Below are 26,833 nucleotides of genomic sequence, written 5' to 3'. Positions count from 1 at the left end.
CTCGTCCTCGTCGCCCCGGTTCCAGAGGTCGAAACATAAACGACACACGCAGCTCCAGCCATCATTTTTTGTTGTATCTGATATCGCCTATATGACTCTTCCGGATGCCACCCCCTCTCCCTAGACTCGATTCAGACCTGAAGCCAACCCTCAGAATCGAGAGCCCTCATGGCACATAACAAGAAAATCGGTTCAACAGCGCTGTCGCTGTTTGACCCTTCAAGCGTCGCCATCATTGGCGCGTCGGACGATCCCAACAAAGTGGGTGGCCGGCCCATTCACTACATGCGCAAGTTCGGTTACGCCGGCCGCATTCTGCCGATCAATCCCAAGCGCGAGTCGGTTCAAGGATTGCGCTGCTATGCCGATCTGGCCGCACTCGACGTTGTTCCGCAGGCGGCCATTATCGCGGTGTCGGGTCTGGCGGCCGTAGAAGCCATCAAGGCCTGCGCAAAGCTCGGCGTCGCAACCGCTGTGGTCATGGCCTCAGGCTTTGCCGAGACGGGCGAGAGCGGTCGCCAATTGCAAAATGAACTGGTGGAATTCGCCCGCCTGCATGGCATGCGCCTGATCGGTCCCAACGCTCAGGGCTTCGCCAACTTTGCCAACGGTGCGGTGTTGAATTTCAGCACCATGTTCATGGAAGTGCCTCCGGCGGACGGGCCTATTGCAATTGTCAGTCAAAGTGGCGCGGCGAGTGTCATGCCTTACGCGATGTTGCGTGAACAGGGTTACGGCGTGCGCTACCTGGCCGCCACCGGCAATGACGCGGACCTGGGTGTTTCGGAGCTGACCCGGCTACTGGTGGATGACCCGCACATCCGCCTGATTCTGGTGTACGTGGAAACCGTTTCGAATCCGATGCTGCTCGCCGAAGCCGCACACATAGCCCGTCAAAACGGCACTCACATTGTGCTGCTCAAAGGTGGCGTGAGTCACAAGGGCGCCGCCGCAGCCGCCTCTCACACCGGAGCCATGGTGGGCCAGGACGGCGCCCTCGATGCCTTCCTCGAAAAGCACGGCATCTGGCGTGCCCATGATATTCACGAGCTGGTAAACGCAGCACCTCTGTATCTGAGCGGCTTTGCTGCCGGTGCGGGGCGGACGGTAGTGATGAGTCACAGTGGCGCAGTGGGCGTGCTTTGCGCCGATGCCGCTGAACGGGTCGGACTGCCACTGACCGAGCTGGCCCCGCCGACCACTGAGCGCTTGAAAGGCCTGATTCCTGACTTTGCCAGCGCTGCAAACCCGCTGGATCTCACCGCCGCGCTGCTCGGCAACGGAGACATGTTTCCTGCCGTTCTGAAAACCCTTGGCAATGACCCGCAGGCGGACATGTTTCTTATCGGGATCCCTGTGGCAGGACCGGGCTACGACGTGCCGGGACTGGCTGAAACCTCAGCACGGTTCATGCACCAGACTGGCAAGCCCGTGGTTATGACCGCGCCGCAGGCCGATGTTCGAGCTCATTTCCAGCAAGCGGGTGTTCCGAGCTTTCGCAACGAAAGCGACGCAGTGGCGGCGCTTCGTCAGTATGCCCGGCATTGCCAATGGCAAAGTTCTCCCCTGCCCGCCCCGTCTGCCGCGACGCCGAGCACGCATGTCGGCCTGCAGGACGAGGCTGTCAGTTTGAAATTGCTGGCGGATGCCGGTGTTCCGGTGGTCGAGCACCTGGTGTGCCATGACCCTGAAAGCGCCGCACGCATCGCCGCCGATTTCGGTGGGCGTGTCGTCATCAAGGGGTGTGCAGCGCAGGTCCCTCACAAGAGTGAACACGGCCTCGTTCATCTGAACCTTGCTGATCCGCAAGCAGCACAGGAGGCGGCGCGTCTGTGCCTGGGCGCATTGGACAAACTGGATGTCCCCCATGGACAGCTGATCGTCGCCCGTTCGGTCAAGGGCCTGCATGAATTCATGCTCGGCGTTGTCGTCGATCCCTTGTTCGGCCCGCTGGTGGTCATTGGTGAAGGTGGAACCCTGGTCGAGATTCGCAAGGACACCGTTTCGTTGCTGGCCCCGTTCACACAGGCACAGGCACTGGAAGCGATCAGCCGACTGCGCATTGCCCCGGTGCTCAAGGGCGCTCGCGGTCAGCCGGCACTCGATGTCGATGCCCTGGCAAAAGCTGCGGTGGCACTGGGCAATTTCGCCCTGCAACACCAGGCCAATCTGCTGAGCGTGGACGTCAATCCGCTCATGGTGCTGGCCGAAGGCGTGGTGGCTGTCGACGCCGTTATCGAATACAGGGAGGCACCATGAACATCAGTCATCTCGATAACCAACGCAGCGTCCTGGTGGATATCAAGGATCACGTCGCACTGGTCACGCTCAATCGCCCTGCCAATCTGAACGCCGTCAACCAACACCTGCGCAGTGCATTGATCGCCACGTTGGAGCAGCTCAATCAGGATCCGGGCGTCAAAGCGCTCGTCCTGGCGGGCGCCGGTGACCGGGCGTTTTGTGCCGGGCAGGATCTGGAGGAAGCATGCGCAGTCGACTGGAAGCAGATTGCTCCGTGGCTGAACGCGCAACGTGCCATGTATCAGGCCGTACGCGATCTGGACAAACCCTGCGTGATCGCCATCAATGGCGTCGCCGCTGGTGCCGGCATGCAACTGGCGCTCTGTGGCGACTGGCGTATTGCCGCGCCGGATGCCCGGATTGGTCAACCGGAAGTGAAAGCCGGTCTGGCCAGCATCGTCGGCTCCTATTTGTTGTCATTGCACGTCAGCCTGACCCACAACACGCAGCTGTCGTTGTCCGGTGAACTCGTCAGCGGGCAACGGGCTTATGAGATGGGCCTGGTCAGCGAGCTTGATTCCTCGGACGTGATTGGCGCTGCGTTGGCACGTGCCCGCACGTTGGCGCAACTCCCCCAAACAGCTATCCGCTTATCCAAACAACGCTTTCGCGCGCTGACCCAACCGGGCTTTGACGATGCCTGCACGGCAGGCATTCGCGCCCAGCTTGAGTGCTACGCCAGCGGCGAGCCTCAAACCTTGATGAGCGCGTTTCTAGACGCGCGTGCACGTAAAGGAACCCAACAATGACTGCCTATCAACATCACCTGATCAATGGAATCTGGACGCCGGCGCAATCAGCCAGCACCACCACAATCCACGATTCCGCAAGCGCAGCTGAGCTGGGAAAAGTCAGCCACGGCACGAGCGAAGAAATCGACCTCGCCGTTCGGGCGGCAAAAAACGCCTTTGCAGCCTGGTCGACGTTGCCTGTCAGCACCCGCGCGGACTATGTGCGCGGTATCGCCAATCAATTGGAAGAACAGGTCGAGCCGTTAGCGCGAGGCGTCGCGGCGGAGGTCGGCATGCCGCTCAAGTTGTCTCAGCGGATACAGGTGCAGGCGCCGATTCTCGCCTGGCGCGCAACGGCTGATCTGGCGGTCGAGTGTCTGGCGAACGTCTCGCTTGGTCACTCCACCATTAACCACGTCCCGGTAGGCGTCGTCGGTGCGATCACGCCGTGGAACTACCCGTTGCACCAGATTACTGCCAAGGTCGCCGCGGCCTTGGTCGCCGGGTGCACCGTGGTACTCAAGCCTTCCGAGCTGGCACCCTGTACCGCTCGTGCATTGGGTGAAGCTGCGCTCGCCGCAGGCTTGCCCAATGGCGTACTTAACATTGTCCTGGGGGATGCCACCACCGGCCAGGCGCTGGTCGATCATCCGGATGTCGCCTTACTGTCTTTCACCGGTTCGACCGCCGTGGGCCGACGTATTGCCGCCTCGGCAGGCCAGGCCTTGAAGCGTGTTTCCCTGGAACTGGGGGGTAAATCAGCCTGCATCGCCACCGCGGATGCCCCCGCTGAAACTGTGGTGCGCCAGGTAGTCGGGTCGTGCTTTCTGAACTCGGGCCAATCGTGCAACTCGCTGACCCGTTTACTCGTGCCCATCGAGTTGTATGCCACCTATCGCGCCTTGCTCGCTGACGCCGTCACTCGCCTGACGTTAGGCGACCCCCTGGATCCAGCCACGCGCATGGGCCCCCTGGTGTCAGCAGCGCATCGCGATCGCGTTCACGCGATGATCGTCGAGGGTGAGTCTCAAGGCCTGGACCTGATTGCCGGTGGCAGCCAGGCGCAGGTGCCTGCGAACGGATACTTCATTGCCCCGACGATTTTCGGTCGCGTCCCGCCTCAGTCAACGCTGGCGCAACAGGAAGTGTTTGGTCCGGTGCTCAGTGTCATCACCTACGAGAGCGAACAGCAAGCCCTGGAAATTGCCAATGGCACGGCCTATGGCCTGGCCGCTGCCGTATGGGCAGGTCAGATCGATCATGCGTTGATGCTCGCCGGTCAATTGCGCGCAGGACAAGTCGACGTCAATGGCGCGCCGTATAACCCGGCGGCCCCCTTCGGTGGCTTCGGTGACTCCGGTCTGGGCCGTGAAGGCGGGAAGTACGGCATCGAGGAGTTTGTGGAGATACGCGCCATCCAAATGCCCGTCAGCAGTGGGAGGGAAAAATCATGAATTTCAAGCAAATCGAACTCAGCCGCTTCGGTGCTCAAGAGCACGTGGCCGTGGTGACACTGATGCGCACCGATAAAATGAATGCGCTGACCAAGGTGATGGAGGCTGAACTACGTGAAGCTTTCACTCAGCTGGATCGCGACGACAGCGTTCGGGTCATCGTGTTGACCGGCAACGGTCGGGCATTCTGCGCCGGCATGGACATTGATGAACTCGAGGTGCTACCACCTGACGACATCAGTGAAATGACCTGGATGCGTGCCTACGACATGAACCGTCGAGCCGACTATCAAAGCCGTTACTCGTATTTTCCTGGCGTACGAAAACCCATCATCAGTGCGATCAATGGCGCAGCCGCGGGGCTGGGGTTGGTATTGGCCCTGTACAGCGACATGCGTTTTGCCAGTGATACGGCGGTGTTTTCCACGGCTTTCGCCAAGCGCGGGCTGATTGCCGAACACGGCATTGCCTGGTTGCTGCCACGTATTGTCGGGCCAGGCCACGCCGCCGACTTGCTGCTCTCTTCACGCAAGGTAACGGCGCAGGAGGCATTGAGCATGGGTCTGGTCAACAGGCTGTTTTCGCCAGACAGTCTGTTGGAGCAAACACTGAAATACGCCGAAGATCTGGCAATCAATGTCTCGCCCCGCTCTGTGCGAGTCATCAAGCAGCAGTTAGGTGAATCGCCTTTTCAGACACTCACAGAATCCATCGCGCAGGCTAACCGGGAGATGTTCCTGAGCATCCAGAGCGACGACTTCAAAGAAGGCGTGGCGCACTTCATGGAGCGACGACCGGCGCGTTTCAGCGGCACCTGATTATCCCGAATCACTGCAGAGCTGCGACAATCGTCAGCGGAGCATAGCTTCGACTGTTGCGCTGACGATTACACGGCATTTGATATCACGAGCACTCCATAACAATAACAAGGAGTCAGCGATGACTACTCTCAATACAGCGCAGCAACACACCGGCGTGCAGGTCCCTACCCTAGCCGACTCAACGTTCAAGAAGGTCATGTGGCGATTCATGCCATTGTTGTTCCTTTGCTATGTCGTCAGTTACCTGGACCGGATCAACGTCGGCTTCGCCAAGCTGACCATGCTCAACGATCTGTCCTTCAGCAACGCGGTGTATGGCCTGGGTGCCGGTGTGTTCTTCATTGGCTATTTCTTCGCTGAAGTGCCCAGCAACATGATCCTGCACCGGGTCGGAGCGCGACGCTGGATCGCTCGCATCATGATCACCTGGTCGCTGATCTCGGCGGCGACCGCGCTGGTGCAGACGCCGATGCAGTTCTACATCGCGCGATTCTTCCTGGGTATTGCCGAAGCAGGCTTTTTCCCGGGCATCGTGCTCTATCTCACCCTTTGGTTTCCTGCTCATCGTCGGGGCAAGATGGTTGCGTTCCTGATGGCGGGCAATCCAGTCTCCGGCATCCTCAGCGGCCTGGTATCGGGCTATATCCTGCATACCATGAACGATGTGCACGGCCTGGCGGGGTGGCAATGGTTATTCATCATCGAAGCTGCGCCGGCACTGATACTCGGTTTCGTGGTGATGTTCTTTCTGACCGATAAAGTCGCCGACGCCAAATGGCTGAGCGAAGAGGAAAGAACACTGATAGCCGAAGAGATCAGCAACGACAACAGCACCAAGACACACAGTTCGGTACGCCAGGGCCTGCTTGGCGGCAGAGTGTGGTTGATGTGCGGGATTCTGTTTTTACTGGTCATGGGGACCAGCACCATCGGCTTCTGGCAGCCCAGCATCATCAGCAACTCGGGCATCACTGATCCGAGGATGATCGGAATCATTTCGGCAGTGCCCTATCTGGCAGCACTGCTGGGCATGTACCTGGCCGGCAAAAGCTCCGACCGCCACCGTGAGCGTCGTTGGCATGCGGTGATTCCATTGCTGGTGGCAGTACCGGGTTTTCTGATCTGCGCGTTCTTCCCGTTGACACCTTGGCTGGCCATTACCGGCCTGGTCATCGCCACGGCCGGGATCATCACCTCGTTGCCCATGTTCTGGGCTTTGCCGACGTCCTTCCTGGGTGGTGCAGGAGCGGCAGCCGGCATTGCGCTGATCAACTCCACCGGCAACCTGGCAAGTTTCGCCGGCCCCGCGCTGCTTGGCGCCCTCAGAGACCTGACTCAATCGATGACTACGGGCCTGGTAATCGTCGCTGGCTGCGTGTTCCTGTCGGCCGTGATCATCCTGGTGTTCGTGCCAGCCAAAATGGTCAACCGATGAATCAGCAACCTCTGTAAGTAACCCGTCGCAGCTTCCGGGCTCAATCCAGCAGAAGCTGCGCTCACTTCTCATCCCGCACGGGCGTTGTTGCTCATGCGGATGTCCAGCCAGAGATGATCATGAACAGCCAACTCAACCCCGATGCATTTGACGTAGTGCGGGCAAACGAACGGGAAGCCGAGTACTTCGAGTACAGCAAGGCCGCGAACCCGATCAGCGCCAACCTCATTAGCCGAATTCCATACCATAGCTTTGCGGCGACACTCTATGACACTGGACCAACGCGGGTCGTACCGCTGGACCTGAGTGACGCCCTGGGCTGTGAAGGTCCCGCAACAGGGCCGGGCCTATGCGCAAACTTCATCCGTCTCAATGCGGGTGACAGCCTTACGCTCCAACCCAATGCGACCTCACAGGTTTTTTATGTGATTGCCGGCGCAGGCAAAGTGATTCAGGGTGAACACGTCATTGAATGGTCTAAAGGCTGCTTCATTGCGCTGCCAGGTCTTCTGGATGCCTGTTTCAGTGCCACTGAGGATGCTCGCCTCTACTATGTGCATGACGAGCCTCTGCTGCGTTATCTGGGTGTCACCGGCAGCACCGATCGGTTTGCGCCTACGTTGTATCCGGCGCAGACCGCCAACGCGAAGCTGCGTGAAGCTGCTGATGACCCGCGCGCTCAAGATCGCAGCCGTATCAGCATCTTGTTAGGCAATCGTAATTTTCCACAAACCAGAACTGTGACCCACGTGCTCTGGGCCATGTACGGGATTCTCCCTGCTGGTTCGATCCAGAAGCCGCACCGGCACCAGTCCATTGCGCTGGATTTCATCATCGACTGCCCAACGGGTTGCTATTCATTGGTTGGGCCTGAACTGGATGCTGACGGCCAAATACGCAATCCTGTTCGGGTGGATTGGGCTCCTGGGTTGGCATTTGTGACCCCACCGGGCTACTGGCACGCTCATTTCAACGAGTCGGATCAAGAAGCGTTTTTGATCCCCATTCAGGATGCCGGGTTGCAGACGCATCTTCGCACACTGGACATTCGTTTCAGTTGAGCCTGGCTGGCACCGGATCGCTCTCGGCACGCGCGCTAGCCGATGTGACGAGCCCTGCTGGCCAGATTGCCCACGACGTGGGCAGTTCGCCTCCGGCTATCAGGATTGATAAGGCAAAGTTATCGGATTATTAAAACCTTCTAAGGTGCCGTGACGAATCCAATCCCTGGCTCAAGGCGCCACGATAAACATCAAGGCGAACATGCGTGCAAAGCGTCCTGTGAATGGCTGCTTTGGGTTGTGGATTCAACCGGTCGACGCAACAGACAGCAATCGGCCGATTCTGTTGAAAAAGTCAGTCATCCCAAACTACCTAATCATTGACTGGTGAAAACGCCTCCTTTGCACGCTGCTGCGTGAAATCTGCGTCTGGAAGCCTCGACCGAAAGTAAAGATTTCAATCTCGGACGCGTACTTTTCACCTGCGAAAACCATGGCCGACTTTTTCAACAGAATCGGCCAAAAACAGACGTTCCCGATTGGCTACTTACGACTGTGGATTCAATCGGCGAGCAAAAGCTTAGCCTCTAAAAATTCCGCGAACGTAATGCTCCTGACTTGGCGTGTTAGATTTTTTAGTGCGATATTCAATTTCAACAATAAACTTTGTGGCAGCAGCGATCACAATTGCATCTTGCATCTTGCATCTTGCATCTTGCATCTTGCATCTTGCATCTTGATGTTTGGCGTTTCAGTGCTACCATGACCAGATAGCGGCATTGTATTCCTAAGACCGTATATTTTGCCAACAACATCCTTTACATCACTCGGGGAGTGATGATTCTTTTTTGTATCTCTCAATGAAACCACCCAGTGTTTGATTGTTTATGCTGTCACTTTTGATTATGTCCTTAGCTGTTGTTTCAAGTATATTTGCTGCGGCATGCAAAACTCCTGCAGGGTCATTATTTTCAAGACATTGTTCCATCCTGCCTATCAAGACCACAACGTTAGAATGAGCCAGCCTGTCAAATTTACCTATGCCTTTTGAATTGAACTCATGAACTTGGCTATAAACGCTACAGTCTAAATAGTGGCATGCTGAAATATATCCCCATTCATACCTCCAGTCGCCCGGAATATTTTCCCTTTCCGCAATCCTATGCCCGCAATCCTTATCAATTTCATCCACGTACCTGCCTAGATAGTTTGCGTAATAACGAAAATAAGCAAAAATCACTTCAGGACAAAAATTCGAAAATGAACTCGGCTTTCCATTAGACCCGCTTATGCTGGTATCGTCTTCGCCAATAACTGGTAACAGCCTTGAGTCTTCCCAGAATGCATCCAAAGCTTCTTTTTTATCAGCATTAATAGAGGTGATCATCCTAGCCTCGCCAGCATATATATACTTGCATAGTACCTTGGGCACTTATGTACATTCGCATAAGGGCACGAAGAAGGAGCACCCCTCTCAGAACTCTTGTTTCTATACCAGGAGGAATCAGGAATAGTGATAGGCATCGCTATTACTCCTTAAAAGTTTAACTGCTATTAGACGGCACGCCATGCCATGCCGGATGGCCTATCATATAACGCGCATTACCGCTGTTCTTTCTGACTTTGGGTCGGTCGCGCCATCCCACCCAGCCAATAGAACCCTACTCAAATCTGTCACGCCCTCTACTTCAACTCAGGGCTGAGATCACGGGAACGTACCTTTGCAAAAATCCGCAATGACACCAGAGATAGTCACACTCTTAGGAAAATCGAAGAAGTAGCGTTTTGCGCCGGCTGACACTTTGTAACGACGCCCTCCGAAATCGATTTTCAGCTTTTGATCTGCCAAATAGCCATGCTTATCAGAGAGTTTATCTTCTAACTTAACAAGATACTCCACCTCATTTCGAGACCTTTCTTGCGGTCTCGGAAGAGTTAAGTTTCACACGCGCCGCGAGACGGCTGCACTTGAGCCAGCCGCCATTGAGCCTGCGCATCAAGGAACTGGAAAGCGAGCTGCAAGTCACGCTGTTCGAACGATCCACTCGCAACGTCGCACTAACGCCGGCCGGACAGGTGTTTCTCGACAAGCTGAATGAGGCCATGCAAATGCTGGCAGGAGCCGTGGAGGCGAGTCGACAGGTAGAACGAGGCATCGTTGGCAAGTTGCGAATTGGCTACACAGGCCTGGCCAGCGATCTAGTACTGCCACGCCTGATCCGCGAATTCCGGGACCAGCATCCTGCCATCGGACTCGACATCGTGGGTCCATCGCCATCCGGGGCGATGGAACTGGCGCTGCTCAATAAGGAAATAGATGTAGCGCTGTGTTTCCTGCCTCTGCACCATGTCGACCTTGAGTCGCGGACACTGATCACCAGTGAACTCGCGGTCGTTCTGCCCTATCGGCACCCGCTCGCCGAGTTGACGAGTGTGCCGGTAAAGCAACTGGCCGATGAAGCATTCGTCGCATACCCGGCAAACGAGGGGTTTCATCTTCGCGAAGCGGTCGATATCGAGTGCTTCCGTGCCGGCTTTCGCGCACGGATCGTCAAGGAATCTGCGGCCTCCCAGACACTGTTGTGTCATGTGGCTGCCGGTAATGGCGTAGCCATCATGCCACTTGAGAATCAAGCGCGCGGCATCGAAGGCGTGACCTTCCGCCCTCTCTCGCCCAAGGAAGCGCCGCTGCTCCACGGAATGGCATGGCGCCGGTCAGATCAGAGCGCCACGCTCAGTCAGTTTCTCGCGGTAGCCGCTGAAGTGTTCCCTTGACGTGTCTTCGTCACCCTCTATGACCGCGCCGCTTCACATCTGCTAATTCAGTATTCAGATCAGAAAATGAGTGGTTTGTAGAAATAGAGGTTTTTTCAGAATGAGATGAGATCCACTCGCGGGCGTGCGCTGATCCCGATGGCGAGTCAGCAAGAGCCCCAAGTGGAATTGCTTAGGGCTTTCCTGGACGGCGACGCGGGATATAAAACGCTGCTGCTAGCACTCCGCGCCCTCGGCGTCGGACCGCTGATCGCCCTGCAGCTCAATGAAATCGTCCCGGCAAAAAGCAAGGTACACAGTGATGTGCAACTGCCAGACAACGACTCAGTGTTGATCGACAGCAAACATGAATAATCAGTGGTACCTAGAATTACGTCGAGTCAATTGATGATTCCTGATCACAACTCCTTTGCGTAATTCAACGTTCTCCCCATGGATGCCTGAAGGGATACTACCGGCCTTAAGTGTGGCGCACCCATGACCACTCGAAGCCTGTTACCAGATTGAAATAGCTTCAATCCGACCTTTCATGAGGACTCCCGATGCACGCTGATTTCGCCGCCTGGTCCTGGACCGCTGGTCAAGGTATCCACGGATTACAACTGATCCGCAAACCCCTTGTGCAACCTGGCCCGGGTGAGGTTCTGATTGCCAACCGAGCGCTGGCGCTTAACCCGGTGGACTGGAAAATCATCGAATGGGGTCACCCCGCGTGGAACACCGGCCACGTGCCTGGCGTGGATGGCATGGGCGTTGTGGTTGCCTGCGGTGCCGGAGTCCCAATCAAACCAGGGACTCGCGTGGCATATCACCAGTCACTGGAACGCGATGGCAGTTTTGCCGAGTTCTGTTTGCTCGATTCCGCGACCGTAATGACGGTGCCGGCCGCGCTCGATGACGCCATCGCCGCGTCGCTCCCCTGCCCCGGCCTTACCGCCTGGCAAGCATTGGACAAAGTACCGGTTAGCGGGCCGAGCGATATGTTGGTGGTCGGTGCCGGTGGCGCGGTGGGCCTGCTATTGGTACAACTGGCAGTGCAACGTGGTTGCCGAGTGTGGGCCACGGCGGGCACAAAGCATCAGGCGAACTTGAAAGCGCTGGGTGCCGTTGGCGTATTCGACTACCAGGACCGCAACTGGCAGCAAAACCTTCAAGCTAGCCTGGGTGAGCGTCGCCTCAAGGTTGTTTTCGATACTGTCAGTGGCGCGCATGCAGCGGCGCTGGCACCTCTGCTGGGTTATAACGGTCATCTGGTGTGCATTCAGGATCGGCAGGAAACTGCACCGCTGCCGGCCTTCAGCACCGCGATTTCCTTGCATGAGGTTGCGCTCAACAGCTTCCATTCCTACGCAAGCCTGAGCGATCGACAACTGCTTCGAGACGCTGGCGAACACCTTCTCGAAAGCATGCTGGGCGGTCGCCTGACAATACCTGAACGTCGAATCTTTGATTTTCGTAACCTTCCTGAAGCCCTGCTGGCTCTCAAGCAAGGTGGCGAAGGTGGAAAATGGATTGCCCTGTTGAACGAGTCAGGCGTCACGCCTTCCGGACAGCCGTAAAAAGAAATCGCCCGAGGCTCTTTTAGGGAGCACTCGGGCGACAGATCAGCATGACCGAACGGAGGCGCTCTGGTTATACCTCCGCGAGATTTTCCTTTTTCTCCAACCAATCGATCATCAGCTCACCCCAAGCGATGTCCGCTTGCAGCGCGTCTTTGGCCTTGGTCGAGTCTCGGGTGCGCAAACCTTCCAGTACTTCGAAATGCTTGTGTTTGGCACTGGCCAGCTCCCGCTTGGGGACCTCGGCGTGAAACCGGCTCAGCAGCGGCCCCATGATAACCCACATATTTTCGAGTGTTTTCGACACCACGGGCATGCGTGCTGCAGAGATCAACCCGAAGTGAAACTCCCGGTTGAGCAACGCTGCTTGTTTGTAATCGACCGTTACCGCTTTCTGGAACGCATCCTGAATGGCTTCGAGTTTCTCCAGTTCAGGTCGGGTGATCCGCTGGGCCGCTACACCCGCCGCCTCGCCTTCCAGCAAATGGCGGATCAGCTGGATTTCACGCAACTGGCTGACCGTCAGCTCCGGCACATAAATCGAGGTCGCGGCTTTCATGTCTAGCGCATGGTCGCTGACCAGACGGAAAATAGCTTCCCGCACGGGGGTGATCGAAACACCGAATTCTTCGGCCAATGTACTGATGCGCAATCGATCCCCGGGCTGGTATTGCCCGTCCATCAACGCGGTGCGGATGATGGAATACACCTGTTCGCTCAAGTTGCCTTTATCAATGGGCTTATGCACAGTCACTGTTACTCGATCTCCATGGTCGATTACTGTGCGTCGGGCGACAGACTTGTGAATCTGCCGACCTGAAACGTCGATAACGCATCATACATCATCAACTTGCGCCTGCCACTCCGGCTGACGACTTGCTTATATGCGTGCATCGCGCCGACCGACGCCTTGCAACAACACCGCGATGACGATAATCGCGCCTTTGATGATCTGTTGTGGATAGGCCGGCACACTCAGCAAGTTCATGATGTTGCCGATCAACCCCAACACCAGCACACCCACGACGGTGTAGAAAATCGTGCCTTTGCCACCGGACAGCAGTGCCCCTCCGATCACGCAAGCGGCGATGGCGTCCAGTTCCAGGGCCATGCCGGCGCTGGGTGTGGCTACACCTGAGCGCGAAGCAATCACCACCCCAGCCAATGCTGCCAGGCCGCCGCAAATACCATAGGCGGCGAGTTTGTAGCGCTCCACCGGAATACCCGCCAGGCGCACAGCGGTTTCATTGCTGCCACTGGCGATGGTCAGGCGGCCATAGGCGTTGTAGCGCAGGATCAAGGCAAATACCACCGTCACCAGCCCCGCCAGCCACACCGGCCACGGGATCCCCAGCACGCCGTCGGCCAACCGGCCGAAATCACGTAACAACTGGGCACTGACCAGTCTGTCATCCAGCCGTTGTGGCTGACCGTTGGACAGGATGAACGCAAGGCCACGAGCAACCGTCATCATGGCCAGGGTCGCGATAAAAGGGGCCATGCGGAAGTACGCGATAAAGGTGCCTGTCACCAGTCCCATCAGGACACCGGCCGCCACCGCAATCGCCACAGCCAGCAGCAACCCGAAACCACCTTCAACCGGAAGCACATTGAGGGTCATCGCAACCACGATTCCACCCACGGCAGCGACCGAGGCAACGGACAAATCGATGCCCGCTGTCAGGATCACAATCAACATACCGATGCTGACCAGCAGCAACGGCGTCAATTGGCGCAACAGGTTGCCGAGGTTCTGATACGTGAAGAAGTCCGCCGAGAGCACGCTGGCGACGACGGCCAGTACCACCAGCATCACCAGCGCGTTGTGTTCCAGAAACAGACGCTGCAACGAACGTCGGCCTGCCCGGCTTTCTCGAGCGTGATTGTTTTCCTGCAAAAGCTCGGCCGTGGCCAGCTTGGAATTAGGGTTACTCATGGTGCTCGACTCCCATTGCCAGGCAAATCATTTCTTGTTCTTTAATGCGCTCGCCCACCAGTTCGCCGGCGATCGCGCCTTCGCGCATTACCAGCACGCGATCACACATGCCGATGATTTCAATCATTTCCGAAGAGACCATGATGATCGCCACGCCCTGTTCAGCGAGGTCATTGATGACCCGGTAGATTTCCGTTTTCGCGCCCACATCCACGCCACGGGTAGGCTCGTCGAGAATCAGCACGCGGGAGCCCGCATCGACCCATTTCATCAGGGCGACTTTCTGTTGATTACCCCCTGACAGGTCACCGACCAACTGCTCGATCGAATGCGTCTTGACCGCCAGTTGCTGGCGCAAGGCTTCGATACCCTGGGTCTCCCGGCCACTAGCAATCCAGCCCATACTCCCGGTATAGGGGCTGTTAGGACGAAGCGCGCCGTTGACCCGTATAGACATCTCCAGCAACACGCCTTGTTGCTTGCGGTCCTCGGGCAACAGGCCGATGCCATTGGTAATGGCTTCCCGTGGTGTTCGGTTGTGGATCTCCCGGCCATCGAGGTACAGCGCGCCGGAGGTTTTTCGATCAGCCCCGAAGATCGCGCGCATGGTTTCGGTCCGTCCGGCACCGACCAGCCCACAAAAGCCGAGGACTTCTCCCGCCCGTACCTCAAAGCTCACATCGCGCACCAGACGTCCCGCGCACAGGTGCTCGACCTTCAGCAACACCTCGCCGATGCATGGAGTGCGCGGCGGGAACAGGTCACTCAGCTCGCGACCAATCATCATCTCGATCAAGCCACGCTCGGTAATGTCAGCCAGTTCCAGTGTGCCGACCGTCTTGCCGTCCTTGAGCACCGTGGCGCGATCGCAGATCCGGAAAATTTCATCCATGCGGTGCGAGACGTAAACGATGCACGCGCCTTTGCGGCGCAATTCATCAAGGATTTTGAACAGCTTCTCGGCCTCATGGGAGGTGAGCACTGCCGTCGGCTCATCGAAGACCAGCACCGACGAGTTACGCGACAGTGCCTTGCAGATCTCCACCGCTTGCTGGTACGCCACCGGCAAACTGCCGACCGGCTGGCGTACATCGATCTCGCTGAAACCCAGTTCATCGAGAATCGCCCGGGCTTTTTTGCGCATGGCGGCCCACTGGACAAACCCCTTGCTCTTGCCCAGATCGTCGATGCAGATGTTCTCGGCCACCGATAAATGCGGGGCCAGGGCAAACTCCTGGTAGATGATCGAAATACCCAGCTTGAGCGCATCGCCGGGTTTGCGAATATCGACTTTCTCGCCGTTCAGACTGACCCCGCCGGCATCGCGCACGTAGGCCCCGGAAAGGATCTTCATCAAGGTTGATTTGCCAGCACCGTTCTCGCCCATCAGTGCGTGGATTTCTCCCGCACGGGCCGAAAAACTCGCGCTGTTCAGGGCACTGATACCTCCGAACTTCTTCGAGATGTCGAGCATCTCTACGGCAGGTTTGTGCATCGCGTTCATTGTGTTCACCGTCTATAAACTGTTGCCATTCGAGCTGTGGCCGCCGTCAAACACAGCGGTCACAGGCCGGTTAACCGTGCGTAATCACTTCATCGCGGTTTTGATCTGCTCGATGGAGCGGAACGGCGGGACGGTTTCAGTGGACGGCGGCAAGCTGTCGGCCTTGATGTAGGTGTCGACGTTGTCCGGTGTGATCAGCGTGACCGGGAAGTAGGACGCCAGCGGCAAGTTGTTGGCATCCAGTCCCTTGTCGAGAATCTGGTGGATCAACTCGATAGCGGCCACACCGGTTTCCGAACCGCTGTTGGTGGCACTTACCAGCAACTTGCCTTGCTTGATCAAGTCCAGCGCCACGCTAAAGCTGCCGGCGGCGGAAGCGACCATGACGCTGTTTTTCTTACCGGCATTTTCCAGGGCATTGATCGCGCCAATGGCAATGAAGTCGTTCTCTGCCAAGACCAGATTGAGTTTGTCACCCTGGGACGAAAGGATGTCTTCCGTGGCCGCCAGACCACCCTCTTCGGTCCAGTCACCACGACCCCAGGCGAGTACGTTGAAGCCACCTTCCTGCCAGCTGAAGCTGCCCTTGGCCTTGACCTGCTGGAACAGCTTGAAGCCCTTGAGCATTGCGTCTTCTTTGGAAAGGCCCAGCTTCCGCTCTTGCGAGCGCGCATAAACGATCCCGGAGATCATGCCGTTGAGTCGGCTTTCGGACGTCGAGTTGCCCATCACCCCAATGACCATGGCCGCGTTGATCACCTTGGCCGGATCGGTCTTGGCCGCAACGTAACGCCCTGCCTCGAATCCACTGCCGTACGGGTTGCCGGTGCTGGTGGTGATCACCGGCGCGCGGGCGTCCGGGGCGGTGCCGACGGTGATCACCGGAATACCGGCGGCCACTGCCCGCTCGACATCCGACACCGAACCGAGGACATCGGTCGGATCGATCACGATCAGATCGACGCCCAGGGTAATGAAGTTATCGACCTGGGCACTCTGCTTGGCGACATCGCTGTCAGCCACTTGCAGCTCAATATCGTAGTTGTACTTTTTCGCGATGGTTTTCGAGTCGTCGATCATCTTGTAGATCAGATCGCGCTTGCTGCGCGGCAACTTCTTGACCACGCTCTTCGCCGAGGCCCTGACGGCGTCGTCTGTCCCATGGATACGTGCTGCGAGCAGAAGCACGAGCGTGGCGTCAGTGAGGTTCATGGCAAGACCCAAAAAATATGCACCGCAGTGTACCGACTCTTTTCTTTTTCGTACCAGCCCCCTAACAAAACGATGTCTAGCAGTATCCATATTCCGATTGCCGCACAAAGGGACACGAGCCAAAAGGACGGGTAAGGGTTGGAAGGGAATGGGGACTCAAGGGTAAGAGCCCTATCCGAAAAGGCTAAAAGGCCACTGACCCAGCGACTTCCCGGAGGTCACGATGCTCAGTCTGTTTCGCCACAAAAGGCAGAAGCCCCCTCCGCCACCGACCGTCAACGTCGCCGAAGGTTACTTACCTGTTGAGTCAGCCCACAGCTTGTTGGCGGCGGAGCATCGCCGCCAGTTGCTCGATCGCATCTGGCAATACACCGCCCTCTCTCACGCACAATTCACCCAACTCTATTTAAATCCGATCCATCGCTATGCCGAACTGGTCCAGCAACTCCCGGCCAGCGAGACACACCACCATGCGTATCTCGGCGGCATGCTCGACCATGGCCTGGAGCTGGTCGCTTGCAGTTTGAAATTGCGTCAGTCGTATCTGCTGCCCACCGGCGCCGCACCCGAAGACCAGGCCGCCCAAACTGACGCCTGGTCGGCGGGCATTGCTTATGGCGCCCTGCTGCATGACATCGGAAAGATCGCCGTGGACCTGCAGGTCGAACGCCAGGATGGCCGGCTTTGGCATCCTTGGCAGGGTCCCCTGGATCAGCCCTACCGTTTTCGTTACCTCAAAGGTCGTGACTACCATCTGCACGGTGCCGCCGCAGGCTTGCTCTACACCCAGATTCTCGACCGGCCGATCCTCGATTGGCTCATTGGTTTTCCGGCGCTGTGGGCCAGCCTGCTGTATGTCCTGGCGGGCCAATACGAACGTGCCGGCGTGCTGGGCGAATTGGTCATTCAGGCCGACCGCGTCTCTACCGCGCAGAATATCGGCGGGAATCCAAATAAGGCGCTGCAAGCGCCGATTCATTCGCTGCAACATCACCTGATCAGCGGGCTGCGTCATCTGGTTCAGCACGAGTTGAAACTCAACCAGCCAGGCGCCGCGGGCTGGCTGACACACGACGCCCTGTGGCTAGTCAGCAAGGCAGTCACAGACAAGCTACGAGCTTATTTGCTTTCACAAGCGATTGAAGGCATTCCCTCATCCAACATTGCCGTGTTCGACGAACTCCAATCGCATGGATTGGTTGAGTCCACGCCGGAAGGCAAAGCCATCTGGACTGCGCTAGTGGCACAGGGAGACTGGCAGCAGAGCTTTACCTTTCTGCGCCTTCAACCGGCGTTGATCTGGGGGAACGAAGATCGGCCTGAGGCTTTCAGCGGAACGGTGAGCATTGCAACTGATGGTCACTCGAATGACGCTTCGGCATCACCACCAGTGCCTAAGACTGTCAGTACAGGATCGCGTCAGAGCTCTTCGCCGACAGATCCCATAGCGATGGAAGATGCCGACTATCTCGGGACGCTACTGGATATGTTCGACTCGGCAGAACCTGAGGTTCGTGAAGAACCGTCAGAAAGCGCTCTCGGAATTTCAAATCCCACTTCGGACAACCCTGGCCAGGCATTCCTGAATTGGGTCAAGGAAGGCATCCTAAGCCACAAGGTGATCATCAACGACAGCAAGGCCAAGGTGCACACCGTGAGCGGTTTGGTGTTTCTGGTAACACCTGGTCTCTTCCAACGCTACGCCCAGGAGTTTCCCGGCGTCTCACAGGGTGCCAATCAAAAGATTGAAGAATGGCGCTGGGTGCAGAAGCAGTTCGAGAAACTGAATGTCCACAGGAAGCGTGAAAATGGTTTGAACATCTGGACTTGCCAAATCGAAGGTCCGCGGAAGAGAGCGACACTCAAAGGCTATTTACTTGAAGAATCAAAACTGCTGTTCGAATCGATACCATCCGATAATCCCTTTCTTAAAATCGACAAACTTCCAATGACATAGCGCCAAATAGGCCAGGCGCATAGTTCGGTGGGGCACCGCGACTTACCTGGGCACGGACGGGGCCGTCACATACATCGTCTTACTAAGCTCATGGTTGGCGAAGGACAGTGGCATCTACATTGACAGCATTATGTCTTTTAGCCACTAATACAAATAGATGGAAATCATCAATGGCCACCGGCTCTGCGATCAAGAAGATCACAAGGGAACCCACATGACATCGCTTACCAAGGTAAAGGCCCCCAAGGGTTCACTTAAGACCCTACTGGAGCAATGGACGGCGATGGTGGAGCGTTACGCGGCGATCCATAAGTATGTCGATAACTGCTGGTGGTACAACGAGCGTGCCACTCTTAGCTCGCTGGCCGGCGCCGCCTGGTCCATGGAAAACTGGGTGGCCTTGGAGGAGTTCTCCACGGGCAAGCGCCACAAAGTTAAAGCCGATGGCGTGGAATCGGGCGACCTGCGCCCGGGACGATGTGATCTCTATGTCACCAATCGCAAGGTTTGCTTCGGTTTCGAGGCTAAGCAAGCTTGGCAACGGGTCGGGCCACGCTCCAACCCAACACGCAATGTGCACAAGGGCTTGCAGGCTGCCTGGAAGGACAGCGGGCATCTGGCTAACGATACAGACCACCGTTTCGCCGCCACCTTCATCGTGCCTTCGCTGCCACTAAACGCCGTCACCGACGAATTAGGGAATGTGGATCCGGAACAAGTCATGGCGCTGCTAAATACCTGGCTAGAGGAGCAGCGGGGATTTGTACGTCCCGGAGGCAAGGAAACCAGTTATGCCTACACCTTTCCACACCTCGGTCATGAAGGCTTCATTTCCGGTCCCAGGTATTACCCAGGTGTGGTGCTGGTGCTCGAAGAGAGGTTCAGGGCGGCTAAGTTGTTGGATGGGGAGAACTGAGTTTCGGTGCAATGCAACGTTGCCGGATTAGCACCTTTGGTACGGGATCGCCTGACACCATTACCTGCCTTGCTCACTCGATACATACGCCTTGATCAGCGCCCAAACATTACTCCACCTCAGTATCTAATTGTATCGACACGACTAACGCTCGACGATAACGTAAAGGCGATGCATGAAAATCAACGACCAGCACGTGAGGGGCAACGGATACCAATGTTTTCATCCGTTCCACAGGAACTGAGACGTAGACCGAGAGCAATCGACCATTTGCGCTCATCGAACCAATACTTGGAGTAATACTCTCATTTTGGATCAAGGTAACACGTTCCACCAATTGAATTTCTATCTCCGGATACTTAAATTCCTCTGGATAAACCACAGTACCTTTGAAAGTGAGGACAGCGAACTCTTGGATAGAGTCCTCCCCAGACGATACTTCGCGTCGGGTAGCCATTCGAAATGACCACGAAAAGCCCCAAGAAGTAATCTTCGCCTGGTACCATTTCAGAGAATATGGTGAGCGAGTCTGAGCACGCCTAGCACTTTTACCTCGACCGTTGTTAGGCTTGACCATATCCACCTCCCTACAGGGTCGAGTGCCGAACCTGGCAAGGAAATTAACCACTAAACTCAACAATCAAAGCCTAGACCTATCCGGTGAATTACACACTGTGCATAGCTCTACTTTCTTTACACGAGAGTGGCTACACCACCGGCCCTCTATAAATACATCCACTTGTACATGTCTCGTGAATACGTACTGCGGATAGTTCCGGAAGTAATGGCTTTAGTTCCTGCCAAACCCAAACGGCTAAAACCTCGCTCGTCGGATTTTCCAGTCCGGGTATTTCATTAAGATAATTGTGATCTAAGCGTTCATACAGAGGCGCGAAAATCTCCTTTATCTCGGAAAAATCCCTGACCCAACCCGACGTTCTATCGACTGGGCCATCAATATGAATTGCAATACGAAAGGAGTGACCGTGCAGACGCCCACACTTGTGCCCTTCTGGGACATTGGGCAGTCGATGAGCGGCCTCAAAAACGAACTCTTTAAAAATCTCCACTGATTCCTCCCGTATCCCACGCGACAAAAAACCAAACAGCTAAACTAAACCTTCCAAGATTCAAGGTCGACGCATAACGATTCAAACAAAAACTCTACAACTTTGGCTCGCCCCTCACCCAGCGCTGACGCAAGGGTGATCACGGAAACCAAAATGGAGTTAACAGTGCGCAAATCGGTTACATCACTCAAACAATTCAATATTTCTTCGAATTTCCCCAACATAGCGGCTTGGGAAAAATTTAATGCCTGCACCACATGGGTAGATGGCGTTAGGTAGAGAATATTCGCACGCGTCCGCAAACCGTAGGCTTCAGTCAGCATGCCATACCCTTCCGAAGGGAAAGCTTCGTCCTGCCCTGAAAGCCTTCTCAATGCCTCCTGAAAAGCCATGGATAGATGAAGAATGACTTCAGAGAACTCTTTTACACTGGCGTCACTGGCCAGGGCTGGAGACAGATCCGAGGAAACCAAAGTAGTCATAATGCCTCCTAATTATTAGTCATGAGCACCAGTTAGCTAGGTACGAGTTCCGAACTTCGAACCACCCTGGTCAAATGATCAGTCAAAAGATGAATATCACCATGTAAATTCTGAACTCCATTCCATGGCCGGTTGCCTGTTTTGAAGGACCACTCTCCCGAATCGAGCGTCCAAGCTGTATATCCTTGTAGCTTTCTAAGGCCTAACTTGAATACTGGGGCCAGTGGCGCTCCTGTAGCACACAACTGCTCCATGACGAACCCCATGGAAATAATCCCCGCGCTATGGACGAGACGAGAGCTTTTAGGGGTATGACCATGCCAAGCATTTCCAAACACCTCCTGGACCGCCTGGAAAAACTCACTGATAGCCAAGAAACACCGATCCTCACCTCCCGACAACTCAATCACCTCCCGACAGTAACCGTCGGATAGGGAATTCATTACCAGTTTCTGGAGCGACGTATCGCCGATGACTCCTGAGGGGTTGGTATGCTGCTTGATCTGTCCTTGCAAAGAAGATCGATCGTCATAATTCAGCATTTCCACGATGCGGGCTGCGCGGGCGCGGGAAGTCATTCTGAAAGGAAGGCCGCTGACAGACGGGAGCAGCTCATATACCAGCGACTTCGGTAATGGACTGGTGTTGTTGACGAGAATGAATTGCCGGCGAAGCTCTTCCTGATTTTCACACACAAGAGCAGACACCAATAGCTGGAACGAACTCCCCTCGAGCCCAGCTAACGCAGATAGGCGCTGCTGACCATCCACAACGAACCCAGGAGGGCCGGATGAAATATCCACCTCAATTTCTGCATAGGCTCCATTTCCTTCCACCACCCGGACTCCACTGGTAAACGCTAACACCACAGCATTGGGCATTACCGCATCGGGACGGGAGAGGTAGTCGCGGATCTCTCGTATGTGCTTGGACACCTGTGGCCGCTGAAAGCCATGAAGGGCGCCACGATCATCACGCTTGACTCGGTCGATGCTAGCGATCGCCAAAATCTGCTCAACGGTAGCCGCAAACGATACCACTTGGTGGGTTGGGCTCTGTAACGCCTTGATTGCGCTGAACTTAAGCAATGAGTCTCTTCCTTCATCGAACGGCCACCCAGAAAGAGGGGTAGCAGCAGTATTGAGGCTCTTATACCAACCCTTCCGCATAAAAACTAGCCTAAGCGCATTGGCCCATACAGTTATTAAATGGTAAATTGTCAGCCTCAGATAAATGCAACACCCGTCAAAAACAGGCCTACAGTTTTACCATGAGAACCGTCATCATCACCAACTGCACCAATCGAAAACGTCTCGACGGCCTGCCGCCGGTGGTGCTGAACGACGAGTGTTATTCATCGATTGCAGCCATGGCAAAGGCGTGGAAGGGGCAAATAGACCAACGTCCCACCACTCTGATGGCATCTTCACTTTACGTGGGCAGAAGCGTTTCTGACGCGAGGCGCGTAGCAACGAAGTTGGACGCGAAGCTAATGTTTGCGTCGACCGGCTTAGGGTTAATTGAAGGCGATCAGAGATGTCCACCGTACAACCTGACGGTGGCTCAGGATCCGAATTCTATCATCCCACGCCTCGAAAAATTGGGTGTGCGCGCCTCAGATTGGTGGGAAGCCGTGAATGTCACCCAATCAAAGGGAAGCGCCCTAGCAGACCTCGTCAGCCAACCCGACGTCGGCTTGGTGCTCATTGCCCTCTCTTCAAACTATGTCCAGTTGATAGGCGAAGACCTTGGAAAAATCAGGGACACGCAGATCGACAAGCTCAGAATATTCACTTCGCGCCCAGGCATCGAGATGCTTCCCAGCCATTTACGACGCATCGCGATGCCTTATGACGAACGCCTTGAAACCTCAACACTACCAGGCACTCGCAACGATTTCCCTCAGAGAGCCCTGCGTCATTTCATTGAGATTCTTGAACTGTCGAGTGCTCCTGCTGAGATCGCTCGAAAGAGCGTCAGCGCGGCGATGGATCTTTTATCCCTAGCAAAAACGACCATCCGGCGGCGCGCATCGGACAGTGAAATTGCCTACATGCTTGAGTGTGTGTGGGCTGACTACCAAGGCAGTTCCACCCGATTGTTACGCTACTTAAGGGATGACGCCCTGGTGTCGTGCGAGCAGTCGCGCTTTCGGAGGATCTGGCAGGACATCAAAGGTCAAGACAGCATAGAGAGCAAAGCATGACGAGCGAAGATGCGATTGTGGTGCGTGCACTACGCACCACGCAAGGCGACAACCTTGATGTGTATGCATTATTCATCAGGGGATCTGACCTGGTCCGAATTGCCGACATCAGCCGCCTGTCGCGCGAAGACAGCAGTCCCCTCAAGGGTTTTCAGCGCCCCGAGATTAAGAGCCATGTCAAAGGGATCACTGAGTACCTCAATCAGGGAAATGTACTTTTTCCCAATGCAATTATCTTAGCGCTGTCTCCTGACCTGCGTTTTGTTGCTGCACGCGGAAGCAAGCCGACAGGCGACGCGGGGCTTTCGCAAGCGGGTACGCTGACAATCCCTATCAGGGAGGAAGGAATGAGGTCTGCCTGGATCGTGGACGGGCAACAGCGCTCATTGGCGTTGGCGAAAGCGGCCAATTCGGATCTTCCTGTACCCGTGATCGGCTTTGTGTCCGACAGCCTGACCACCCAGCGCGAACAATTCATTTTGGTCAACAAAGCCAAACCGTTGCCCACTCGACTGATCAACGAACTACTGCCGGAGACAGGCAGCATCCTTTTGCCCCGCGAACTGAGTGCTCGCAAAGCACCAGCTGAGTTGTGCGGGCTGCTTAGTCGTGACCCCAACTCCCCTTTCCACAAACTTATAAAGCGGTCGTCCGAGCAAAATAGCAAAGCAGTGATCACTGACACCGCTGTAATAACGATGATCCGCAACAGCATCGGTAATCCGTTGGGAGCGTTGGCCCCCTATACCTCCAGCATCGACGGAGCAGCGAACGTTGAGTCAATGTACAACCTACTGACGACCTTCTGGCGGGCAGTGCGTGATACGTTTCCTGAGGCATGGGCACTTGAATCCAAGAACAGTCGACTCATGCACTCAGCGGGGATCATCGCCATGGGCGTGCTTATGGATCGGATCTACGCCAAAATCGGTGGTCAGCGCGAAACCTACGAAGCCGTGTTACAAGAACTGGCCAGAGTCGCCCCTTACTGCGCATGGACAACAGGTCAGTGGCCGATGATTAATGTCCAGTGGAATGAAATCCAAAGCACCCCTCAAGATATCAAGGCGCTGCAAGAAACCTTGATCCGCCTCTATATGACCAGCGCTCACCAATGAAATTTTTATACGCCGACACCCAAGACTACGTAGACCCGGACTACGATTTCATCAACGATCGAAATGCGCCGGGCCGGAAGAGATACTGGGATGACCAGTATGCGCACGAAATGATGACGCCCGTCCCTTATGACGGGCTCTTGGTCTCGATGAGCGCAGTGCGACCGGCAAATGGCGTCGCTAATTCAAAGGTTCGGTACTCGACTTCCGAGCAGCAGCGCTTCTTGAGAGAAGGCGCACGCAAATTTCTACGACTCGATGGCATTCAGTTCAAAGATACGATGGTCCTAGGGGACTGCGGGGCTTTCGCCTATGTAGAGCACCCTACCCCTGCGTATAGCCCAAGCGAAGTAGTAGAGTTCTACTCAGATGCGGGATTCACCCACGGTTGCTCGCCGGACCACATCATATTCAACTGCGACTCCAGCAATCCTCCAGCATTGAGCCAGTCGGAAGATGTGCTGTTTCGGTACGAAATTACGCTCACAAATGCAAAAGAGTTTCTGCGTTTAGTGAAGGAGGCGGAATGGCCTTTCGAACCTCTTGGAGCGGTACAGGGCTGGTCTCCTCAAAGCATGGCGAACGCTGCAAAACAACTCGAAGACATGGGTTATCGCTACTTGGCGATCGGAGGTCTAGTACCTTTGAAAGTCGATCAAATCCATGAGGTTCTGAAAGAGCTTCGAGCGGTCCTTAAGCCCGAGACAAATATTCATCTGCTGGGTTTTGCTAAAGCTGAGAACATCCATGAATTCACTGGATATGGCATTACCAGTTTTGACTCAACCTCCCCCCTTATACGCGCATTTAAAGATGCGAAGTGTAATTACTACATGGGCAACAATACAAGTAAACTGGATTACTACACAGCTATCCGCATTCCTCAGGCGATTGAAAATCCACGCCTGATGCAAGGAATAAAAAAAGGCACTCTGAGCGCAGAAGAGTTACAAATCAAAGAAAAAGCGGCGTTGCTAGCGATCCGCGACTACGATAAAAACCTGCTCGACTTTGATTCAACTTTAGCTGTGTTAATAGACTACCTGCGACTGACTCTTTCCGGTTCAATATCGTCATCATTAGAAATGGAAAAAGAAATCGCCAAGCATGTCCGACTAATCTCACCCACGCTGAGAGATAAACCGTGGCAAAAATGCCAATGCTCGATTTGTCAGTCAGCGGGTATCGAAACTATTATCTTTCGAGCCAGCAATCGAAACAAAAGACGCGGATTTCATAATTTAGGTGTGTACCACCGCCACCTTCAGAAAACTCTGGAGCTTTCGAAACAATGATCTATCGATTTAAGGGTCTGCGCGCCCAACAGGCCTCCGGGCATGATGTATTTACGTTTGCGGCCACTCCAAATGAAATTTTAGAGTTTTCTGAAATTGAGAGAGTCGGCCGCGATGAAGAAGGTCACCTCAAAGGCTTTCAGCGACATCAAGTCGCGTCGCACATCAGAGATATTCGTGACTATCTTCAGCGCGACGATGCATTGCTCCCTAACGCAATTATCTTGGCCTTTCTGGATGGGGTAACGATTAAAGACCTCGGCGAGGGTATTGTAGAAATCACTATTGATTCTACCGAATCCAAACCAGGCTTCGTGGTCGATGGACAACAACGACTCAGCGCCCTTGCGACGATGGAGAAACCTGGGTTCCAGGTGTTCGTATCTGCATTGATTTGTAAAGACTACAACGAACTGCGGCAGCAGTTTGTGCTCGTTAACAATACGCGACCGCTGCCCAAATCGCTGATCTATGAGCTTTTACCGACGGTTGACGGCCTGCCAGAACGGTTCACCAGTCGTAAATTTGCTGCTCGCATTATTGATTTGTTGAATTTTTTGCCTAACTCCTCTCTATTTGGCGAGATCAAGCAACATACGAATCCTAAAGGAGTACTAAGCGACATGGCGATGCAGAAGTTCGTGATGAACTCTGCAAATGATGGCGCGATCCGTAGCTTCATGAAGTTTGATGACTTTGAGGGACGCAGCATCGAACTTATCAACAACTTCTTCCATGCAGTGCGAGTAGTTTTCAAATCAGAATGGGAAGGACTAGCGCCCAGGAACTCACGCTTGAAGCATGGAGCGGGCTTGGTTTCTTTGAGCTTCGTTATGGAGTTGCTTTACTCCGATCAAGGCACAACCAGCAAGGATGGTTTTATCAAAGGTCTAAAACTTTTGAAACCGCATACGGCATGGACAAGTGGCGATTGGCACATTTCTGAAACCGACCGACGCCCCTGGAATGGTATCCAAAACACGCCCACTGATATCGGATTGCTCACTAAGTATCTGACCGAAAAACTCAAGCAAGAACTGAAACGGCGCTAAATCAGACC

Annotated in this window: 24 protein-coding genes and 2 pseudogenes; 16 read left to right on the top strand and 10 right to left on the bottom strand. The window is 55.2% G+C overall.

Annotated features, from left to right (window positions below):
* Nucleotides 1–168: 168 nt before the first annotated feature.
* The 6 genes from AC3ITY_RS13660 (at nucleotide 169) to AC3ITY_RS13635 (ending at nucleotide 7,803) form a co-directional block, all read left to right on the top strand.
* A complete protein-coding gene (locus AC3ITY_RS13660) occupies nucleotides 169–2,259 on the top strand; it encodes an acetate--CoA ligase family protein (protein WP_489309850.1) in 2,091 nt (696 codons plus the stop codon).
* On the top strand, nucleotides 2,256–3,050 hold the full coding sequence (locus AC3ITY_RS13655; protein WP_489309848.1) for an enoyl-CoA hydratase/isomerase family protein: 795 nt from the start codon (nucleotides 2,256–2,258) through the stop codon (nucleotides 3,048–3,050). Before AC3ITY_RS13660 ends, AC3ITY_RS13655 begins: the two co-directional genes overlap by 4 nt.
* Nucleotides 3,047–4,486: an aldehyde dehydrogenase family protein gene (locus AC3ITY_RS13650; RefSeq protein ID WP_489309846.1), complete on the top strand. Its 1,440-nt coding sequence runs from the start codon at nucleotides 3,047–3,049 to the stop codon at nucleotides 4,484–4,486. The genes AC3ITY_RS13655 and AC3ITY_RS13650 overlap by 4 nt, the downstream gene beginning before the upstream one ends.
* Entirely contained in the window at nucleotides 4,483–5,304 is an 822-nt protein-coding gene (locus AC3ITY_RS13645) for an enoyl-CoA hydratase (RefSeq protein WP_489309844.1), read from the top strand. The genes AC3ITY_RS13650 and AC3ITY_RS13645 overlap by 4 nt, the downstream gene beginning before the upstream one ends.
* Nucleotides 5,305–5,425: 121 nt before the next feature.
* Nucleotides 5,426–6,742, top strand: a complete 1,317-nt coding sequence (locus tag AC3ITY_RS13640) for an MFS transporter (protein WP_489309842.1) — start codon at nucleotides 5,426–5,428, stop codon at nucleotides 6,740–6,742.
* Between the two features lie 119 nt (nucleotides 6,743–6,861).
* Nucleotides 6,862–7,803 (top strand): cupin, encoded by a 942-nt coding sequence (locus AC3ITY_RS13635; protein ID WP_489309840.1) that lies wholly within the window; start codon nucleotides 6,862–6,864, stop codon nucleotides 7,801–7,803.
* Nucleotides 7,804–8,566: 763 nt separating this feature from the next.
* Here AC3ITY_RS13635 and AC3ITY_RS13630 read toward each other — a convergent pair.
* Nucleotides 8,567–9,130 carry a hypothetical protein gene (locus tag AC3ITY_RS13630; protein WP_489309838.1) on the bottom strand — a complete coding sequence of 188 codons (564 nt, stop codon included), beginning with the start codon at nucleotides 9,128–9,130 and terminating at the stop codon, nucleotides 8,567–8,569.
* Nucleotides 9,131–9,657: 527 nt separating this feature from the next.
* On the opposite strand from AC3ITY_RS13630, the pseudogene AC3ITY_RS13625 reads away from it, so the two are divergent.
* From AC3ITY_RS13625 to AC3ITY_RS13610, 4 genes and pseudogenes are all read left to right on the top strand, one after another.
* Nucleotides 9,658–9,807, top strand: a pseudogene (locus AC3ITY_RS13625) (LysR family transcriptional regulator); the annotation flags it as partial.
* A gap of 39 nt (nucleotides 9,808–9,846) precedes the next feature.
* On the top strand, nucleotides 9,847–10,518 hold the full coding sequence (locus AC3ITY_RS13620; protein WP_489310863.1) for a LysR family substrate-binding domain-containing protein: 672 nt from the start codon (nucleotides 9,847–9,849) through the stop codon (nucleotides 10,516–10,518).
* A 162-nt stretch (nucleotides 10,519–10,680) separates the two neighbouring features.
* Nucleotides 10,681–10,872 carry a hypothetical protein gene (locus tag AC3ITY_RS13615; RefSeq protein WP_489309836.1) on the top strand — a complete coding sequence of 64 codons (192 nt, stop codon included), beginning with the start codon at nucleotides 10,681–10,683 and terminating at the stop codon, nucleotides 10,870–10,872.
* A gap of 188 nt (nucleotides 10,873–11,060) precedes the next feature.
* Nucleotides 11,061–12,077, top strand: coding sequence for a zinc-binding dehydrogenase (locus AC3ITY_RS13610; RefSeq protein ID WP_489309834.1), 1,017 nt, complete (start codon nucleotides 11,061–11,063; stop codon nucleotides 12,075–12,077).
* Nucleotides 12,078–12,150: 73 nt separating this feature from the next.
* On the opposite strand, the gene AC3ITY_RS13605 is transcribed toward AC3ITY_RS13610, so the two are convergent.
* From AC3ITY_RS13605 to AC3ITY_RS13585, 5 genes and pseudogenes are all read right to left on the bottom strand, one after another.
* Nucleotides 12,151–12,831 (bottom strand): GntR family transcriptional regulator, encoded by a 681-nt coding sequence (locus tag AC3ITY_RS13605; protein ID WP_489309832.1) that lies wholly within the window; start codon nucleotides 12,829–12,831, stop codon nucleotides 12,151–12,153.
* 126 nt (nucleotides 12,832–12,957) lie between these two features.
* Complete coding sequence (locus AC3ITY_RS13600) at nucleotides 12,958–14,013, bottom strand: ABC transporter permease (RefSeq protein ID WP_169369562.1); 1,056 nt, start codon at nucleotides 14,011–14,013, stop codon at nucleotides 12,958–12,960.
* Entirely contained in the window at nucleotides 14,006–15,517 is a 1,512-nt protein-coding gene (locus tag AC3ITY_RS13595) for a sugar ABC transporter ATP-binding protein (protein ID WP_489309830.1), read from the bottom strand. Before AC3ITY_RS13595 ends, AC3ITY_RS13600 begins: the two co-directional genes overlap by 8 nt.
* Nucleotides 15,518–15,601: 84 nt before the next feature.
* The gene (locus AC3ITY_RS13590) at nucleotides 15,602–16,597 is read right to left on the bottom strand and encodes a sugar ABC transporter substrate-binding protein (RefSeq protein ID WP_489310861.1); all 996 of its coding nucleotides are present in this window, start codon (nucleotides 16,595–16,597) and stop codon (nucleotides 15,602–15,604) included.
* Nucleotides 16,589–16,729, bottom strand: a pseudogene (locus AC3ITY_RS13585) (DUF7740 domain-containing protein); the annotation flags it as partial. The gene AC3ITY_RS13590 and the pseudogene AC3ITY_RS13585, both read right to left, overlap by 9 nt.
* Before the next feature lie 223 nt (nucleotides 16,730–16,952).
* Between AC3ITY_RS13585 and mobH the strand changes: the two are divergent.
* Complete coding sequence (gene mobH, locus AC3ITY_RS13580; protein ID WP_489309828.1) at nucleotides 16,953–18,686, top strand: MobH family relaxase; 1,734 nt, start codon at nucleotides 16,953–16,955, stop codon at nucleotides 18,684–18,686.
* 157 nt (nucleotides 18,687–18,843) lie between these two features.
* Nucleotides 18,844–19,602: a hypothetical protein gene (locus AC3ITY_RS13575; protein WP_489309826.1), complete on the top strand. Its 759-nt coding sequence runs from the start codon at nucleotides 18,844–18,846 to the stop codon at nucleotides 19,600–19,602.
* Between the two features lie 109 nt (nucleotides 19,603–19,711).
* Here AC3ITY_RS13575 and AC3ITY_RS13570 read toward each other — a convergent pair whose 3' ends face one another.
* The 4 genes from AC3ITY_RS13570 to dbpB (AC3ITY_RS13555) form a co-directional block, all read right to left on the bottom strand.
* A complete protein-coding gene (locus tag AC3ITY_RS13570; protein ID WP_489309824.1) occupies nucleotides 19,712–20,179 on the bottom strand; it encodes a hypothetical protein in 468 nt (155 codons plus the stop codon).
* A 130-nt stretch (nucleotides 20,180–20,309) separates the two neighbouring features.
* Nucleotides 20,310–20,672, bottom strand: a complete 363-nt coding sequence (queD, locus tag AC3ITY_RS13565; RefSeq protein WP_489309822.1) for a 6-carboxytetrahydropterin synthase QueD — start codon at nucleotides 20,670–20,672, stop codon at nucleotides 20,310–20,312.
* 44 nt (nucleotides 20,673–20,716) lie between these two features.
* Nucleotides 20,717–21,154 (bottom strand): hypothetical protein, encoded by a 438-nt coding sequence (locus AC3ITY_RS13560; RefSeq protein ID WP_489309820.1) that lies wholly within the window; start codon nucleotides 21,152–21,154, stop codon nucleotides 20,717–20,719.
* Nucleotides 21,155–21,186: 32 nt separating this feature from the next.
* Nucleotides 21,187–22,242, bottom strand: a complete 1,056-nt coding sequence (gene dbpB, locus AC3ITY_RS13555) for a DGQHR domain-containing protein DpdB (RefSeq protein WP_095974524.1) — start codon at nucleotides 22,240–22,242, stop codon at nucleotides 21,187–21,189.
* A 182-nt stretch (nucleotides 22,243–22,424) separates the two neighbouring features.
* Between dbpB (AC3ITY_RS13555) and AC3ITY_RS13550 the strand changes: the two genes are divergently transcribed.
* Genes AC3ITY_RS13550 through dbpB (AC3ITY_RS13535) form a run of 4 tightly spaced genes read left to right on the top strand, consistent with a single transcriptional unit; the run spans nucleotide 22,425 to nucleotide 26,825 of the window.
* A complete protein-coding gene (locus AC3ITY_RS13550) occupies nucleotides 22,425–23,360 on the top strand; it encodes a hypothetical protein (RefSeq protein WP_489309817.1) in 936 nt (311 codons plus the stop codon).
* Entirely contained in the window at nucleotides 23,357–24,478 is a 1,122-nt protein-coding gene (gene dbpB / locus AC3ITY_RS13545; RefSeq protein ID WP_489309815.1) for a DGQHR domain-containing protein DpdB, read from the top strand. Before AC3ITY_RS13550 ends, dbpB (AC3ITY_RS13545) begins: the two co-directional genes overlap by 4 nt.
* On the top strand, nucleotides 24,475–25,773 hold the full coding sequence (dpdA, locus tag AC3ITY_RS13540) for a tRNA-guanine transglycosylase DpdA (RefSeq protein ID WP_489309812.1): 1,299 nt from the start codon (nucleotides 24,475–24,477) through the stop codon (nucleotides 25,771–25,773). The genes dbpB (AC3ITY_RS13545) and dpdA overlap by 4 nt, the downstream gene beginning before the upstream one ends.
* Nucleotides 25,770–26,825, top strand: coding sequence for a DGQHR domain-containing protein DpdB (gene dbpB, locus AC3ITY_RS13535; protein ID WP_489309810.1), 1,056 nt, complete (start codon nucleotides 25,770–25,772; stop codon nucleotides 26,823–26,825). Before dpdA ends, dbpB (AC3ITY_RS13535) begins: the two co-directional genes overlap by 4 nt.
* The last annotated feature ends 8 nt before the right edge of the window (nucleotides 26,826–26,833 follow it).

This window comes from Pseudomonas sp. GL_091, from assembly GCF_057837725.1.
The sequence above is the reverse complement of the archived record's forward strand: the minus strand, read 5'-3'. Positions and strand labels throughout refer to the sequence as shown.

Coding starts and splice junctions, on each gene's coding strand:
- AC3ITY_RS13630 (WP_489309838.1), bottom strand. CDS start 9,130: ATGATCACCTCTATTAATGCTGATAAAAAAGAAGCTTTGGATGCATTC.
- dpdA (WP_489309812.1), top strand. CDS start 24,475: ATGAAATTTTTATACGCCGACACCCAAGACTACGTAGACCCGGACTAC.
- AC3ITY_RS13645 (WP_489309844.1), top strand. CDS start 4,483: ATGAATTTCAAGCAAATCGAACTCAGCCGCTTCGGTGCTCAAGAGCAC.
- mobH (WP_489309828.1), top strand. CDS start 16,953: ATGCTCAGTCTGTTTCGCCACAAAAGGCAGAAGCCCCCTCCGCCACCG.
- AC3ITY_RS13590 (WP_489310861.1), bottom strand. CDS start 16,597: ATGATCGACGACTCGAAAACCATCGCGAAAAAGTACAACTACGATATT.
- AC3ITY_RS13660 (WP_489309850.1), top strand. CDS start 169: ATGGCACATAACAAGAAAATCGGTTCAACAGCGCTGTCGCTGTTTGAC.
- dbpB (WP_489309810.1), top strand. CDS start 25,770: ATGATCTATCGATTTAAGGGTCTGCGCGCCCAACAGGCCTCCGGGCAT.
- AC3ITY_RS13640 (WP_489309842.1), top strand. CDS start 5,426: ATGACTACTCTCAATACAGCGCAGCAACACACCGGCGTGCAGGTCCCT.
- dbpB (WP_489309815.1), top strand. CDS start 23,357: ATGACGAGCGAAGATGCGATTGTGGTGCGTGCACTACGCACCACGCAA.
- AC3ITY_RS13600 (WP_169369562.1), bottom strand. CDS start 14,013: ATGAGTAACCCTAATTCCAAGCTGGCCACGGCCGAGCTTTTGCAGGAA.
- AC3ITY_RS13595 (WP_489309830.1), bottom strand. CDS start 15,517: ATGAACGCGATGCACAAACCTGCCGTAGAGATGCTCGACATCTCGAAG.
- AC3ITY_RS13610 (WP_489309834.1), top strand. CDS start 11,061: ATGCACGCTGATTTCGCCGCCTGGTCCTGGACCGCTGGTCAAGGTATC.
- AC3ITY_RS13560 (WP_489309820.1), bottom strand. CDS start 21,154: ATGACTACTTTGGTTTCCTCGGATCTGTCTCCAGCCCTGGCCAGTGAC.
- AC3ITY_RS13635 (WP_489309840.1), top strand. CDS start 6,862: ATGAACAGCCAACTCAACCCCGATGCATTTGACGTAGTGCGGGCAAAC.
- AC3ITY_RS13655 (WP_489309848.1), top strand. CDS start 2,256: ATGAACATCAGTCATCTCGATAACCAACGCAGCGTCCTGGTGGATATC.
- AC3ITY_RS13575 (WP_489309826.1), top strand. CDS start 18,844: ATGGAAATCATCAATGGCCACCGGCTCTGCGATCAAGAAGATCACAAG.
- AC3ITY_RS13620 (WP_489310863.1), top strand. CDS start 9,847: ATGCAAATGCTGGCAGGAGCCGTGGAGGCGAGTCGACAGGTAGAACGA.
- AC3ITY_RS13650 (WP_489309846.1), top strand. CDS start 3,047: ATGACTGCCTATCAACATCACCTGATCAATGGAATCTGGACGCCGGCG.
- AC3ITY_RS13550 (WP_489309817.1), top strand. CDS start 22,425: ATGAGAACCGTCATCATCACCAACTGCACCAATCGAAAACGTCTCGAC.
- AC3ITY_RS13570 (WP_489309824.1), bottom strand. CDS start 20,179: ATGGTCAAGCCTAACAACGGTCGAGGTAAAAGTGCTAGGCGTGCTCAG.